Genomic DNA, 15306 nt, shown 5'->3' on the forward strand with positions numbered 1-15306 from the left:
AAACATGGTCGTTATCCCTCGCTGGCGGCCAAAAACCGGCGGCTGTAGGCGTGCGTCACATTCTCCTGGCGCAGGGCGTCGGCGGTGAATTCCTCCAGAAGTCTACCCTGGTACATGATGCTGACCCTGTCGCATAAGTGTGCCACCACCGCCAAATCGTGCGTGACGAGAAGATAGGTCAATCGACGCTGCCGGCGCATTTGGCTAAGCAAATTAAGGATCTCTGCCTGCACTGAAACGTCCAGCGCTGAGGTGGGCTCATCCAGCAGCAGGATCGACGGCTCCAGGATCAGCGCGCGAGCGATAGCCACCCGCTGGCGCTGCCCGCCGGAAAGTTGATGGGGATAGCGGTAACGGAACGCGTCTGACAGGCCGACGGCGTTCAGCACTTCGCTGATGCGCGTTTCATGGCGATCAAGCCCCTGTAATTGTAACGGCTCTCGCAAAGTATTCCATACCATTTTGCGCGGATGCAATGAGGCATAGGGATCTTGGAACACCATCTGGACATCCCGGTAGAAGCCTTTGTCGCGCCGGTGCTGCTGCTCACGGTTGTTAAGCAGGATATGCCCCTGATAATGATGATTCAGGCCCGCCAACGCGCGCAGGAGAGTTGATTTACCGCAGCCCGATTCACCGATAAGGCCATAGCTTTCACCTTGTCCCAGAAGAATATTGACGTTGTCGACCACCTGACGGCGCTGACGTCCCTCGCCGAAGGCGATGCTTAATGCCAGGGTTTCAATACTGCGCTGTGCGCTGGGAATCACATTCATAGGGCGACACCATAACGATAGCTCGGGCCGTCCAGCCAGGCCGGATCGCGCGCGGGGACGCTAAGCGTCGCCACCGGATGGCGCAGGCGCGGCTGACTGTCGAGTAATGCCCGGGTATAAGGATGGCAGGCGTGCTCCAGCTGCGCCGCGCCAGTTGTTCATCGAGGATGGTCAGTACCTGTTGACGCACGGTAACGTCCAGCGCGCTGGTGGGTTCATCGGCGATGATAAGATCTGGCTCGGGGATCAGCATCATCGCAATCATCACCCGTTGCCCCATGCCGCCCGAAATTTCATGGGGATAGAGCCGGAATACCTGTTCCGCTTCGCGGATATGCACGGCTTCCAGCATCGCCAAGGCTTTGTCGCGGGCGTCTTTTTGACTTACGCGCGCATGCAAGCGGTAGGCTTCGGTAATTTGCTGGCCGATCCGCATCAGCGGGTTAAGGGAAAATTTCGGGTCCTGTAATATCATGGAAATGCGATTGCCGCGGATGCGACGCATCTGTTGCTCGCGGGCATTGAGCAAATCGATATCGCCAAAACGCATCCTGTCGGCGCTGATACGGCCAACTTTGGGCGTCAGCTTGAGCAGCGCCCGACAAGTCTGGGATTTACCCGAGCCGGATTCCCCTACGATGGCCACTTTTTCCCGCCCGACGGTAATGACACATTTCGCACCGTAGGATGATCCTGATAGGCGCCTTTAAACACCACATTGAGATTCTCAACGTCCAACAAAAGATCATTCATAGCGGAGATCCATCACGTCGCGCAGGCCATCGCCTAACAGGTTGAAAGCCAGGCTGGTAAACAGAATGGCCAGACCGGGGATTGCCGCGATCCAACCGTGGTTCATCATGAATTCCCGTCCCGAAGAGAGCATGGCGCCCCACTCCGGGCTGGGCGCCTGCGCGCCCAGCCCGAGGAAACCCAGCCCCGCCGCGGTCAGGATAATGGCGGCCATATTCAGCGTGACGCGCACCACCACTGAGGGCAGGCACATCGGCATTAAATGGTGCAGGATGATATGCCATGAGGACGCGCCCTGTAGCCGTATCGCCGCGATATAGCCCATTTTGCGAATCGATAGCGTTTCCGCCCGCGCCAGGCGCGCAATCGGCGGCCAGGAGGAGAGCGCGATAGCGATAATCGTGTTCTCAAGGCCGGGGCCCAGCGCGGCGATAAACGCCAGCGCCAGAATCAAGCTGGGAAACGCCAGGAAAATATCCACCAGACGCATCAGCACCGTATCTACCCAACCGCCGAAATAGCCGGCGGTGGTGCCGATAATCAGACTGAGCGGGGTGATAATCACGGCGGTAAGCGCGGCGATATATAGCGTAATCCGCGCCCCGAAGATCAGCCGACTGTAAATATCCCGGCCCAGCTCATCGGTGCCGAACCAGTGATCGGCGCTGGGCGGCTGCAGGCGGTGGGACAGATCCTGGACGTAGATATCCTGGTTGGCCAATACCGGCGCCAGGATGAACAACAGCACCAATAGACCGAACAGCGCTGAAGCGGTGCCACTGTAGCCATAGCTGCTGCATCTTTGCCTGCAACGGCGTCGCGGGCGAAGACGCGGCGATCCATTCGCGCCAGGTTGAACGCGGACGCGCCGACAGCGGCTTATTCAAGGAATCGGTCATTGAACCTCCCGGCGGGTGCGTGGGTCGAAGAGGTGATAAAGCAGGTTACACACCACATTCAACAGGACAAAAATCGCGCCGGTCAGTAAGGCGCAGCCCACCACGGCGTTCATGTCGCCGGCCAGCAGCGCATTGGTAAGATAACGGCCAAAGCCTGGCCAGGCGAACACGGTTTCGGTCAGCACCGCGCCCTCCAGCAGCCAGGCCCAAGAGAGCGCCACCACCGTCAGCGTCGGTACCGCCACATTGCGCAGGGCATGCACCCAGACGCAGCGCGCCCAGGAGAGTCCTTTAACCCGCGCGGTGATAATATATTCCTGCGCCAGTTGTTCGATCATAAAGCTACGGGTCATGCGGCTGATATAGGCCAACGAACTCAGGCCGAGAATCGAAGCAGGGAGAATGATATGGCTGAAAACATTGCGGAACACCGCCCAGTCGCCCGCCATTGCGCTGTCGATAAGCCAAAAGCCGGTGACCGGGTGCAGATCGAATTCATAAATAAAATCCACACGGCCTTGGACCGCCGATCCAGCCCAGAGAGGCGTAGAACAGCAGCAAACCCATCAATCCGAGCCAAAAATGCGGCGTTGAGTAGCTGATAAGACCCAAAAAACGAATCAGGTGGTCGAACCAGGAGTTACGGTACATCGCCGATAGGACGCCGGAGGGAATACCGAGGCCGGTACCGATAATCGCCGCCACCGTCGCCAGTTCCAGCGTCGCCGGGAAGACCCGGGCAATATCCTGCGCCACCGACACCAGATAGTCGGCAAACTGCTGCCACAGCGGCTGATCCAGGCCCAATTGGTGATACATCTGGTTATAGGCTTCCTGGCTGGCGTTATCGCCAATGACGGCCACCACCGGATCGATAGGCAGCAGCCGGCCAATGAAGAAGGTTAACGCCGCAAGCCCCAGCAGCGTACACAGGATGGACAGCACGCCTTTCAGCGCGGCGGACAGGTAGCGCCAGACGGGAGAGATGTCCCTCGGCTCGGCTGCGGTGGAGAAAGCCTGCGACATGACGCGCCTCCGTTATTTGCGTGCTTTGTTGTACCAAACGCGAAAACCGTTCCAGGTCCAGTTTTTCAAAACCGGATTGATTCCCGCCGTGCTGTACATCTGGAACATGATCGCCATCGGACCTTTTTGCATGACCTCTTGTTGCAAATCGGCATAGGCGCGACCCGTTTCGCGTCATCGGGTTCCATTACCGCCGTCTGGACTTTTTTATTCAGCTCGGAATCAAAATAGGCGGCGCGCCAACTGGGGTACTGGGTCGCGCGGGCGTTTTTGTCGTTATCCGGATTGAACACCAGCCGCGAGGCGTTGCCGTAAGCGTCCGGCACCGAGGTCTGCCAGGCCATCATGGCGCTCTGAAACTCGCGGCCGCGCACTTTGCTGAACAACTGTGCGTTGGCCATCCGCTCTAACGTGAGCTTTACGCCGATTTTGGCGGCGTTTTGCTGCACGCTCTGCGCGATGGGTGCCGAATGGGGTAGCGTGCCGAAGTAAACGGTGGCACTGAAACCCTGGGGGTAGCCCGCCTCCGTCAGCAGCTGCTTGGCTTTGTCCAGGTCCAGTTTGAACGGTTGGCCGGCCCGGTCGTCCAACGCCCCGAAGGCGCCGATTTGCACGAAGCTGGCGCGGGGTACCCCATGGTACAGCATAACGCTTTTCGCCAGGCCGTCATAGTCGATCAGATAGCGCATGGTGAGGCGGACTTTCTCATTTTTGAAGATCGGGTCTTCATTATTGAACGTCCAAAAGAATAACTGCGGTTTGAGCACTTTCGATACTTTGACCTTATTACCTTCATCAAGGGTTTTCAGGTCATCCGCAGACAGGTCGCGGGCGATATCCACATCCCCTTGGGTGACCAGCCGCCGCTGCGTGCCGGTTTCGGCAACATGGCGAATCAACACCCGCTTCAGCGGCGGTTGTCCGCCCCAGTAGCGATCGACGGCCTGCAACATGACGCCTTCCCCCGCGTTCCAGCGGGTTAGCTGGTAGGGGCCGACACAGGCGGTATGGGTTGTCAGATAGGTGTGTCCCATATCGCCGTTGACCGCTTCCTTTTCCACCTTTTTCCGTTCCAACAAGGAAGAGACATTATTGGCCGCAATCGCCTGTAAGATCAGCGTGGTGGGATAGGGCTTATCCAGTTTGAATACCAGCGTGCGATCGTCCGGTGCCGTGATCGTGTTATCGACGTTTTGCTTGTTAAAGCCGTAATCGGTGATTGTGGCGGCGTTGCCATAACCCAGTTTCACCACCCGCTGCAGCGACCAGGCCAGATCCCCCGCCGTGGCGGGAGTACCGTCCGCAAAGGTGAGGTTGTCGCGCAAATGGAACGTGATTTGCCGGCGATCGGGCGAGACATCCCAATTTGACGCCAGCGAAGGCACCACTTTTTTCTCATCACCGGGATCGAAGTCCACCAGCGTGTCGCACGTATTGGAGTAGATTTCGCTGGTTACCACCTCGCCTATCTGAGCGGGGTCCCAGGTACTGATGGCATCGATATTCCAGGCCATCACCAGCGAATCGGGCGGTGTGGCGGCCTCGGCCGTTGCGCTGCAAGCGCCCGCCGCTAACAGCAGGGCGGCAATTCGGGTCAATGTCATGGTGCTCTCCTAAAGCAATCAATCACAACGTCTCGGGGCGCGGCTGAACAGGGGGTTTTACCTCGGCCGGTATCGGGCACTGGTAGGGAGTGGCGCGGGTTTGTTCAAAATGGACTTTTTTGACCTGGGCAAGCAACATTTTGTCGGTGAGCACGTCAATGCCCGTGACGGCCATGATTTTCGCGACATGAGCCAGGCCCTTATGGGCGGCGGGCATTTTCCCCTGAGCGGTCAATTGCCAGGAATGGCCTGGCGTGCCGATGGCCATCGTCGGCACATGCGCTTGTACCATCGGGATAACCCAACTGACATCCGCCACATCGGTCGAACCGATCATTGGCTCACCGTGGGTGTCGAGGGGGATGATATAGTCGCTCAGGGATTTGGGATGAGCGGGTTTCATTCCGGTCCGACGATAATCGTTTTGAACATCTGCGGCGCTAAGCGTGCTTTGAATCTCATCGGCGAAGGCGTAATCGCTTTGATCGAACGCGACCGGACCCAGCAGCGCGAAATTCTGCTGCATGGCTTCTTCCAGCGGACGGTTACCCAGCAAATTGGCGACCGCGCTCATGATACTGACGGTTAATTGCGTATCGGTCATGATGGCGGCGCCTTCGGCCACCCGTTTCACGCGCGCGTTGAGTTCAAACATGCTTTCGACATCGCGGGCGCGGATGGCATAGCGCCCGGCGGCCTTGGCCTGCACCACGTTCGGCGCGATACCGCCGGAATCAAGCATGGCATAGTGGATACGCGAATCCTGCGGGACATGTTCACGCAAATACTGTACTCCCACGTTCATCAGTTCAACCGCATCCAGTGCGCTGCGGCCCAGGTGCGGTGCGGCGGCGGCATGGGAGGCGCGCCCCGTAAAGAAAAAATCCATACGGGTGTTGGCGAGCGACAGCGCTTTCGCCACCTCATGATGGGCGCTGGGATGCCAGGTAATGGCGACATCGACGCCATCAAACGCGCCGGCGCGCGCCATAAAGGATTTTGCGGCGCCCCCCCTTTCAGCGGGACAGCCGTAATAGCGCACCCGGCCGGGCTGACCTGTTTTGGCCAGCCATTCTTTCAACGCGCTCGCCGCCAGCATCGCCGCCGAACCCAGCAGGTTATGGCCGCAGCCGTGGCCCTGACCGTTGCCCGGCAGCGGCGAATAACGGGCGACACCCGCTTCCTGGCTGAGTCCAGGGAGGGCGTCATATTCGCCCAGAAAGGCGATAATCTGGCCCCCGTGGCCGGCTTCGCCCATCACGGCGGTGGGAATGTCGGCCACGTTTTCCGTCACCTGAAAACCCTGTTTTTTCAACATCGCGGTGTGTTCCGCCACCGAGCGATATTAGGTATAATATATTTCTGGCATACCCCAGATGCGATCGCTCAATGCGCAAAAATCCGTTTTGTGCTCGTCCACCAGATCCCTGACTAACGCTTTGTTCGACATGATTATCTCCGGCATTGCAAGCGGAAAATTGAGGCCGGCGCGGGCCCCGCTGGTTTTCAGCATGCGTCAAGGCCGCCGTTGCGCGCCAATGAACAATTCACAACGGCTAGTCCAAATTTGCATAGTTAAGCGGCGCCGGGGGGCCGCGAGGGTAGCGCGCCTCGCAATGAACGGTGGGTAATGCCGGGCGGGTGAGGAACCCGCTATGGCGCCGTTCTTCCGTGCAAGGCGAACGGCAACGTCAGCTTGCCGCGAGCGCCGGTTCGCAAAGACGGGATGCCTGCTGCCAGAAATGCTCCGCATGGGGATGGCGCAGCACCGGCTGGCGGTAGAGACGGATATCAAGCGTCATATCCCAACAGTTCTGGCCGGCGCGCGAGCGCATGGGCAAAGAAGGAATTTTGACCGTAGCTCAGCCAGGGGATTGGATCGGCGCTCTGGCCAATAGGATAAAGCGGTTTGCCTTCGCTGTCGGGGCGGCAGACGGCGATAGCGCGCTCCTGTCCCAGCGACAGCATAGGGTAGGGCGCCAATTGCTGAATGAGCGCGACCGAGTCGTGAGCGTAGGTCAGCAAAAAATCTGTCTCCCCCGAGTGCAACAACGATATGTGCTCGACAAAGGTCGATTTTTGATCGCACAGACGAATAAAACGGGTGTGGTTGGAACGATTGACCTGATTAATCCACTCCGGAAAAAACGTTAGGGAAAGCGTATTCAGCATGGTAAAGCGCAGCACTGACGTGCGTTTTTGGTAACGCTGGTGCAGGTCGTTACGCATATGGGTCAACGCGAATAGGGTTTCGCTGGCGGTGGAGAGAAAGGTCTGTCCTTCGGGCGTAAGCGTTATCGGGTAGGTATTACGGTTAAATAGCGGCACCCCCAGCCACTCCTCCAATTGTCGAATGCGGTGGCTCAAGGCGGATTGCGTGATGTGTCGTTCATCGGCAGCGCGGGTAAAGCTGTAGCAACGTGAGACACTCAGAAAATCTTCAAACCATTTCAGCTCTATAGCGGATCACCTGTCAGGTTGAGAAATGTGTGTTTTCGGTTGAACAACAAACCGTACGCAAGAAACGCGCCAGAGTGGTAAGGGTTGCCATCGTGCCGCGGGCGCGCGTTTAGACGGGGCAACGGGGCTAATGACGGCCGCGATGCCGCTCAAGGGCCCAGATGTGCACTGGCGTGGTGCGCCTGGCGCATGGGGGGGAAAGATAACATCACGCCATGCTAGTCGCGCTCTTTGCGCGCCTTGGCCCCTTTGCAGGGTTGCGATAAGAAAGTGGGGTGTCACATTTTCCCCTGCCTCAAAGGGCAAAATTGCATTCGCCTCCGTTTCGGCGCAAGGGTCAGATCATTATGATGAAGCAGTCACAATGAATAATGACCTCATCCTACTCAGCCAAATTAGATAATAAATTGGCGGCTATTGCCTAGGCGATAGCGACCCTGCGAGAAAGATTGCCAGCAGGACGAAACATCACGCATACTCTCTAGCGCGGGCGAAAGACAAATATCGCGTTGTCGAAAGATTTTACCTGGCGGTGCTATTTTCGTGGCAAAGCACCTCTTCACACCACCGCCGTGCTCAATGCGGGATAAGGGATACTAGCCACCCAAGACGCTTTTCTTAGCGCTTGTCGGAAAATGCCGTCTAGGATGGCAGCGCCGGCGGTTGTCGCTACTGCCCTTAAGCACGTTTCCCGCGACGCCGCAGGTCAGGTTCGGCCTCACCTATTGAATTGCTATGTCCGAGGTTATCCCGAGGTGGGGTATTAGCCAGGCGCTTGGGTCTGCCGGTTATCCCTCGACGCCAATGTATTCACCTCAGTGTATCAACCTCAGGAGCCGTATTCACCATGATGTCACTATCCAACTCCTCCCCGCGCCCAACGCCGCTGCCGGTGATGATTTCCTGTAGCTGGAAGTTCTTCGTGGCGACGCCGCGCTACGGTAGGTAGCGCAGGAAAATCAGCGCACCCTTGCGCGTTATGCGCAAGGGCAGCATTTTCCCAGGCTGGAACGGCAGGTACTGGATATCCTGAATAAGGACACCCGGATCCCCTGGGTCAGCAAGCTCGGGGATGACTATTATAATTTCTGGCAGGACCAGGCCAATCCGCGCGGGCTACTGCGGCGCACGACGCTCCAGGAGTACCGCAAAGCCGAACCGGTATGGAAAACGGTGTTGGATATCGATGCGTTGGGCAAAGAGGAAGGCAGGGAATGCGTGTATCGCGGTTCGCAGCCGTTGGCGCCGGCATACCGATATAGCCTTATCGCGCTGTCGCCGGACGGCGGTGACGCCGTCGAATTCCGCGAATTTAACCTGATCGCCAAGCGCTTCGTGAAAGAGGGTTTTAACGTGCCTTTGGCTAAAAGCGACGTGTCGTGGATCGATAAAGACACCGTGTTCATCGCCACGGATTGGGGGCCCGGCTCAATGACCCAGTCGAGTTATCCGCGCATCGCCAAACGCTGGCGGCGCAGCACGCCGCTGAGCGCGGCCGAAGGATCTGGGGGTCTTTGCCTACCACGATCGCACGCCGGGTTTTGAGCGCGATTATGTCGGCCGCAGCCTGGATTTTTATCGCCGCGACAATTACGTGCTGACTGCACACAACCAGCAAATCAACATTGCCATTCCGTCGGATGCCGAGTTCAGCACCCACCGCGAATGGTTGCTGATAAAGCTGAGCAGAGCGTGGGTGGTGAACGGGAAACGCTATCCCGCCGGCGCGTTATTGGCGGCGAACTTCGACGATTACCTGGCGGGAGACCGGCGATTGCAGGTGTTATTCACACCCCATGGGCAAAGGGCATTAAGCGATTACGAAAGGACACGCGACCATCTTATCCTCAGTATCATGGAAAACGTGGTAAGCCACCTTGAAGTGTTGGCGCCGCGGTGCGATAGCTGGCAGCGACAATCGCTGGGCAATCGGTCAATGCTCAGCACGCTTTCCGCCGAGGGCATTGATGAGGAAAGCAATGATTACTTTATGACCGTCTAAGGCTTCCTTCAGCCCACCTCGCTGTATATGGGCAATCTCGACGGTGACGGTGTGGAACGGTTAAAGCAGGGCCCCTATGACTTTGATCCTGACCGTTATCGGGTCAGCCAGCACTTTGTCCGTTCCAAGGACGGGACCTCAATACCCTACTTTCAAATAGCGGCCAAGGATCTCCAGCTGAACGGCAGCAATCCCACGCTGCTGTACGGTTATGGCGGCTTTGATGTATCGCTGTTGCCGCATTATTTGGGCAGCGACGCGCCCCTAGCTGGCTGGAGTGCTAGTTCCGGTCACATCCGATCACCGATTCCGATTTCACCCGATCACTAATTCTGATTTCATCCGATCACTGATTCCGGTCGCCCGATCAGCGATTCCGATTCTGTCCGATCGCTCATCTTCTGTTCCGCCATACTCTGGAGACTTTTAGCTTCCGGGGGCATGGCATGGCACGTAAAAAGAAGAAAGCGAGAACGGAAATGTGCATCTATATTAATGTCTTACGTATGAAATTCGAGCAGCGTCGCTCGAATCGCACTATCGCAGCAGCGCTCGGCATAGGCTGTACTACCGTGCACGATATCCTCGGCCGATTCACGGTAGCTAACCTGGTCTGGCCATTGCCGGCGGAACTGTCCCCCGTCGACCTCGACCACCTGCTCTATCCCGGCAAATCCGGAAAAGTTATCAATACCTTACCCAGCTGGCTTGATATCGATACCGAGTTAAGCCGCAAGGGCATGACCAAGCAGCTGCTCTGGATGGAATATCAGTCCGCCGTGGGCGGTGATGCCCTAGGTTACTCACAGTTTTGTGCACTGTTTCGTGACTGGAAAAAGAAGCAGCGGCGTTCCATGCGCATGGAGCACAAGGCTGGCGAAAAGCTCTTCATCGACTTCTGTGGCCCCACCGTACCTATCGTCAACCCTGCGACCGGTAGCGTACGCCAGGTCGCTATCTTCGTCGCTGCCATGGGCGTGTCAGGCTATGCGTATATCGAAGCCTGCGAAGGCCAGGACATGGCATCGTGGCTCAACGCCAATAGCCGCTGCCTGCACTTCATGGGTGGGGTTCCGGAGCTGATGATACCTGATAATCTGCGCAGCGCTGTCAGCACCCCTGACCGCTATGAGCCGGTCATAAACCAGAGCTACCAGGCGCTGGCAAATCACTATGAGACAGTGGTGCTACCGGCGCGCCCGAGAAAACCGAAAGACAAGGCGAAGGCAGAATCAACTGTGCAGCTGGTAGAACGCTGGGTTTTGGCCCGGTTGCGTAAACGTAGGTTCTACTCGCTGGCCGAACTCAACCAGGTGATACGAGAACTCAATCATGAGTTGAATTTGCGCCCGATGCGTCATTACGGCGGACAAAGTCGCCTTGAACGCTTCGAGCAGCTGGACAAACCGGCTCTTGGGCCTCTACCGCCCACACAATGGGAATACAGTGAGTATCTCGTTGCCCGAGTGGGACCTGATTACCACATAGACTACGGCAAAAACTGGTACTCGGTGCCGCATCCGCTGGTTGGCGAGCGCGTTGACGTCATCGCCACCCAACGGCTGGTGCAAATCCACCATAAGGGCGTCTGCGTGGCTACGCACCCTCGCAGCGATAACGCCTATAGGCACACGACTCAGGCGGCGCACATGCCGGCTAACCATAAGGGGCAGAGTCAGTGGACGCCGGAAAGGCTGTGCAGTTGGGCGCTGTCGGTGGGTGTGTGCACACTGAAAGTGGTCGAGTCCATCCAAAAGAGCAAAGCCCATCCGGAGCAGGCTTACCGCTCCGTGCTGGGGCTACTCAATCTGCAATCTGCAACGGCGCTATGAGACGACGCGACTGGAGAAGGCCTGCGCGCTGGCGTTGGAGAAAGGGTGCATTAACCGCTCTTTCATAGCTAACGTATTGAAACACGGTCGTGAAAGTGAGGTCACCCAGGACGGAGCCGGCGTATCAATGCTGGTTCACGAAAACCTCCGAGGTCCGGACAGTTATCACTAAGGAGAATAAATATGGATACACTGTTAATGGCTCTGCGAGAGCTGAAGTTGTCGGCAATGGTCCAGGCGTTGGAGACGCAACGCGAACTCCCGGGGAGTTATGGGGAGCTGGGGTTCGAGGAGCGGTTGTCGCTGATGGTAGAAGCGGAAAATTTGCATAGAAAAAACAACCATATATGCCGTCTGCGACGGCAATCGCAAATGCGCTTGCAGGCAAAACCGGAAGATATCCGCTATATCCCTAGCCGAGGAGTGACACCGGAACAGATGCGAGATCTGCTAGGGGGACAATATCTGAAATATCAGAAAAGCATACTCATCACGGGGCCAACAGGTACGGGCAAAACCTGGCTTAATTGTGCGCTTGGTGAGCAGGCATGCCGGCAGCAATATAGCGTGCGTTACTGGCGAGTGGGTCGGTTGCTGGCCCATCTTCACCAGTGTCAGGTAGACGGGACCTATCTAAAACAGCTTAAGCAGTTAGAAAAAATAGAGTTACTGATCTTGGACGACGTGGGCCTAGAATCAATAAGTCCGATGCAGGCAACGATGCTGTTGGAGGTGATGGAAGATCGCTACGACAAAAGCAGCAGCATCCTGATCAGTCAACTGCCGGTGAAAAAATGGTATGGACTGATAGAAAACCCCACGACAGCTGACGCGTTATTCGATCGGTTAGTACACCCCAGCTATAGACTGGAACTTAAAGGCGAATCACTACGCAAAGAGCAAGGAGTAGCCAGCACAGGAAAAATAGACTAAACCCGAGTCAGAAGATGAGCGAACACGTGAACGAATATCACTGGAATGGGTGATCGGAAAATATCGGAATAACTGATCGGATGTCGCCGGAACAGCTGATCGGATACATCGGAATCTGCATGGAGCGTGGCGGGATGTATGTGGTCGCCAATATTCGCGGCGGCGCCGAGTATGGTCCCGCCTGGCATCAAGCGTCGCTCAAGCAAGACCGAGCCTGTTTAGAAATTTGTGTATTTGCCTGATTTTGATATGTTCAATCCAACATCAAAAACAGGTTAATTTATGGACGAAAAACAGTTGCAGGCTCTGGCTAACGAACTGGCCAAAAATCTCAAAACCCCTGAAGATCTCAGTCATTTCGATCGGCTGCTGAAAAAAATCAGCGTCGAAGCAGCTCTCAATGCCGAAATGACCCATCACCTCGGCTACGATAAAAATCAGCCTAAACCGGGGACCAACGCCCGCAACGGCTATTCCACAAAAACCGTTACCACTGGCGATGGCCCGCTGGCGCTGCGTACTCCGCGCGATCGTGACGGTTCCTTTGAACCGCAACTGGTGAAGAAGAACCAGACCCGGATTACCGGGATGGATAACCAGATTTTATCGTTGTACGCCAAAGGGATGACCACCCGCGAGATCGCCGCCGCGTTCAAAGAGCTGTATGACGCCGATGTCTCGCCGGCGCTGGTCTCAAAGGTCACCGATGCGGTCATGGAGCAGGTTGTTGAATGGCAAAACCGGCCTCTGGATGCAGTCTATCCCATTGTTTATCTTGACTGTATCGTTCTAAAAGTCCGGCAGGACAGCCGCATCATTAACAAATCTGTGTTCCTGGCGCTGGGCATCAACATCGAAGGCCAGAAAGAGTTGCTAGGTATGTGGCTGGCCGAAAATGAAGGCGCAAAGTTCTGGCTGAACGTGCTGACAGAGCTGAAAAACCGCGGCCTGAACGATATCCTTATCGCCTGCGTAGACGGGCTGAAAGGTTTCCCTGACGCTATTAACGCGGTGTATCCGGAGGCGCGGCTCCAGCTGTGTATCGTGCATATGGTGCGCAACAGCCTGCGGTTCGTCTCCTGGAAGGACTACAAGGCCGTCACCCGCGACCTGAAAGCTATCTATCAGGCCCCTACGGAAGAAGCCGGCTTGCAGGCGCTGGAAGCGTTCTCCAGTGCCTGGGACATCCGCTACCCGCAAATAAGTCGAAGCTGGCAGGCAAACTGGGCCAATCTGGCCACGTTCTTTGCCTACCCAACGGACATCCGCAAGGTGATCTACACGACCAACGCCATCGAGTCGTTAAACAGCGTGATCCGGCATGCCATCAAAAAGCGCAAGGTGTTCCCGACCGACGACGCAGTGAAAAAGGTGGTGTGGCTGGCGATACAGGCGGCCTCACAGAAATGGACAATGCCTTTGAGGGACTGGCGCATGGCAATGAGCCGCTTTATTATCGAGTTCGGTGACCGCCTGGACGGTCACTTCTGAGAAAAGGCATTTACACAGAATCGTGTACAGGGTCGCAAGACCGCCACCGCTCCTTTGAGGATTTTGCCGCGGTTGTGAAAGATCTCATTGCACGCAAGGTCACGTCATCACCGCATCTCGGCGCGCGCGGCGGCCTGCTGGTGGGTAATATGCTGACGCAGTATCCGCAGCTGTTCGGCTGCATCGTCTGCGAGGTGCCGCTTTTGGATATGCAGCGCTATACGTCGCTTTCCGCTGGCGCATCATGGATTGCCGAATATGGCGATCCGGACGACCCAGCGTAATGGCACTATATCAAAACCTTTTCGCCGTACCATAATATCAAGGCGGAAACCGCTTATCCGCCGGTGCTGTTTTATACCGCTACCAGCGACGAATCGGGTCAACCCGGCGCACGCACGCAAAATGGCGGCGCGTATGCGGCAAATGGGCCACCAGCAGGCGTATTTCTATGAAAACACCGAAGGAGGGCACAGCGCCGCGGCGGACAAGAGACAAGCCGCGTTCCACAGTGCGCTTGTCAGCGAATTTCTCTGGTCCAGCCTAAACCGCGGCACGCCGGAAGCGTAGGCATTACCGGCCTGCTTCAGCCATATTTACTGGCAGCATGCCGGGGAGAAGGTTTGGTGACCGCGTCCTTCCCGGCATTTAAACGTCGTGGCTTGGGTGTCTATTACCCATACGTCATTTTTGCGATGTAACGTGAATACGGTCTTCTCTATGGCGATGGCGTCATCCGCCAAGTCTTTCTCAATTTCAATCGTCGCTGCGGTGGGATTTTCACCCTGCGCCGTCTGCGTGATGCGTAGATTCCCCGGTTCGGAAAAATAGCCTGCATCCATGGCATTGATGGCTAATTTAATGAGCGGTAATGCATGTTCCTCATTAGTTGCCCATGCCGCAAAGTGGCAGGATAATAATATATTAAGAGCAAAAAATGCTGGCTTCATTGCGCTGCCCCCTCCTGTATTCTTTACTCGAAAAGCCTGTGTCGTAACGCATTATTGATGTGCATTTAGCGTCAGCATAGCATTCATGGCCTGTTCGTCATCTTAGAAACTCTCTTTTATTCTCTCAAATCTAAAATTTTCTTATCAATCCACGGTTCGGTTTAGGCAGGTTTGACCTATTTTTTGGATCAAGGACAATCCGGGTTGACAAGGTCAGACGCCTAATCGCCGTTTGACAGGAAACGCTTAAAATAGGTCTGTCCGCCGGGGGGCAAAGAAGAATGTAGTCGCCTAAGCGATCAGCGGAGCCTGTCTCAGGGCATCCGCGGTTGACGGGGGGTTAATCATTATTCGTCGCGAGAGGCCCGGGAGCGAAACCCGACATTGGCTCAATAATACCGCACCGACAGGCTTCCTCCACAGGGATAGGCTATAACTATGGTTATATTAATAATGATCCAGAAAATTATGGCGCCAATCATTATCCTGATGTGATCCCGTGTGTGCTAACGCGCGGCGACAAAGGCGAGCCGCAGCTAGCGCCTGCCGACCTGCGCAGAATTGACGTCAAAGGAGCGTG

Annotated in this window: 7 protein-coding genes and 7 pseudogenes; 6 read left to right on the forward strand and 8 right to left on the reverse strand. The window is 56.3% G+C overall.

The genetic code is table 11. The features are described 5' to 3' along the window. Positions 1-11: 11 nt before the first annotated feature. The 7 genes and pseudogenes from SOPEG_RS09390 to SOPEG_RS09420 form a co-directional block, all read right to left on the reverse strand. The gene (locus tag SOPEG_RS09390) at positions 12-776 is read right to left on the reverse strand and encodes an ABC transporter ATP-binding protein (RefSeq protein WP_025245154.1); all 765 of its coding nucleotides are present in this window, start codon (positions 774-776) and stop codon (positions 12-14) included. After that, positions 773-1529, reverse strand: a pseudogene (locus SOPEG_RS09395) (ATP-binding cassette domain-containing protein). The gene SOPEG_RS09390 and the pseudogene SOPEG_RS09395 overlap by 4 nt, the downstream one beginning before the upstream one ends. Then, positions 1522-2292, reverse strand: coding sequence for an ABC transporter permease (locus SOPEG_RS09400; protein WP_335334091.1), 771 nt, complete (start codon positions 2290-2292; stop codon positions 1522-1524). Before SOPEG_RS09400 ends, SOPEG_RS09395 begins: the two are co-directional and overlap by 8 nt. Before the next feature lie 132 nt (positions 2293-2424). Beyond that, a pseudogene (locus SOPEG_RS09405) lies at positions 2425-3454 on the reverse strand (ABC transporter permease). Between the two features lie 65 nt (positions 3455-3519). After that, the gene (locus tag SOPEG_RS09410) at positions 3520-5058 is read right to left on the reverse strand and encodes an ABC transporter substrate-binding protein (RefSeq protein WP_236851733.1); all 1539 of its coding nucleotides are present in this window, start codon (positions 5056-5058) and stop codon (positions 3520-3522) included. A gap of 22 nt (positions 5059-5080) precedes the next feature. Further along, a pseudogene (locus SOPEG_RS09415) lies at positions 5081-6508 on the reverse strand (M20 family metallopeptidase). 341 nt (positions 6509-6849) lie between these two features. Continuing rightward, complete coding sequence (locus tag SOPEG_RS09420) at positions 6850-7518, reverse strand: LysR family transcriptional regulator (protein WP_335334092.1); 669 nt, start codon at positions 7516-7518, stop codon at positions 6850-6852. An 847-nt stretch (positions 7519-8365) separates the two neighbouring features. Between SOPEG_RS09420 and SOPEG_RS09425 the strand changes: the two are divergent. The 6 genes and pseudogenes from SOPEG_RS09425 to SOPEG_RS26225 all read left to right on the forward strand — a co-directional run. Continuing rightward, positions 8366-9798 (forward strand): annotated as a pseudogene (locus tag SOPEG_RS09425) (prolyl oligopeptidase family protein); the annotation flags it as partial. A 168-nt stretch (positions 9799-9966) separates the two neighbouring features. Continuing rightward, positions 9967-11524, forward strand: a pseudogene (gene istA, locus SOPEG_RS09430) (IS21-like element ISSoEn3 family transposase). Between the two features lie 11 nt (positions 11525-11535). Then, positions 11536-12285, forward strand: coding sequence for an IS21-like element ISSoEn3 family helper ATPase IstB (gene istB / locus SOPEG_RS09435; RefSeq protein WP_025245158.1), 750 nt, complete (start codon positions 11536-11538; stop codon positions 12283-12285). A 119-nt stretch (positions 12286-12404) separates the two neighbouring features. Then, positions 12405-12497, forward strand: a pseudogene (locus SOPEG_RS30840) (prolyl oligopeptidase family serine peptidase); the annotation flags it as partial. Positions 12498-12567: 70 nt separating this feature from the next. Beyond that, positions 12568-13776 carry an IS256-like element ISSoEn2 family transposase gene (locus SOPEG_RS09440; RefSeq protein WP_025244030.1) on the forward strand — a complete coding sequence of 403 codons (1209 nt, stop codon included), beginning with the start codon at positions 12568-12570 and terminating at the stop codon, positions 13774-13776. A 35-nt stretch (positions 13777-13811) separates the two neighbouring features. Next, positions 13812-14346: pseudogene (locus SOPEG_RS26225) on the forward strand (prolyl oligopeptidase family serine peptidase); the annotation flags it as partial. Positions 14347-14372: 26 nt separating this feature from the next. On the opposite strand, the gene SOPEG_RS09450 reads toward SOPEG_RS26225, so the two are convergent. Then, positions 14373-14726, reverse strand: coding sequence for a hypothetical protein (locus SOPEG_RS09450; protein ID WP_025245160.1), 354 nt, complete (start codon positions 14724-14726; stop codon positions 14373-14375). Positions 14727-15306: the final 580 nt, after the last annotated feature.

Origin of the sequence: Candidatus Sodalis pierantonius str. SOPE (assembly GCF_000517405.1) — a bacterium.
Lineage (GTDB): Bacteria > Pseudomonadota > Gammaproteobacteria > Enterobacterales > Enterobacteriaceae > Sodalis_C > Sodalis_C pierantonii.

What these genes read in the sequence shown, in the direction of transcription:
- SOPEG_RS09390 (WP_025245154.1), bottom strand. Translation starts at nt 776, where the DNA reads ATGAATGTGATTCCCAGCGCACAGCGCAGTATTGAAACCCTGGCATTA.
- SOPEG_RS09440 (WP_025244030.1), top strand. Translation starts at nt 12,568, where the DNA reads ATGGACGAAAAACAGTTGCAGGCTCTGGCTAACGAACTGGCCAAAAAT.
- SOPEG_RS09450 (WP_025245160.1), bottom strand. Translation starts at nt 14,726, where the DNA reads ATGAAGCCAGCATTTTTTGCTCTTAATATATTATTATCCTGCCACTTT.
- istB (WP_025245158.1), top strand. Translation starts at nt 11,536, where the DNA reads ATGGATACACTGTTAATGGCTCTGCGAGAGCTGAAGTTGTCGGCAATG.
- SOPEG_RS09410 (WP_236851733.1), bottom strand. Translation starts at nt 5,058, where the DNA reads ATGACATTGACCCGAATTGCCGCCCTGCTGTTAGCGGCGGGCGCTTGC.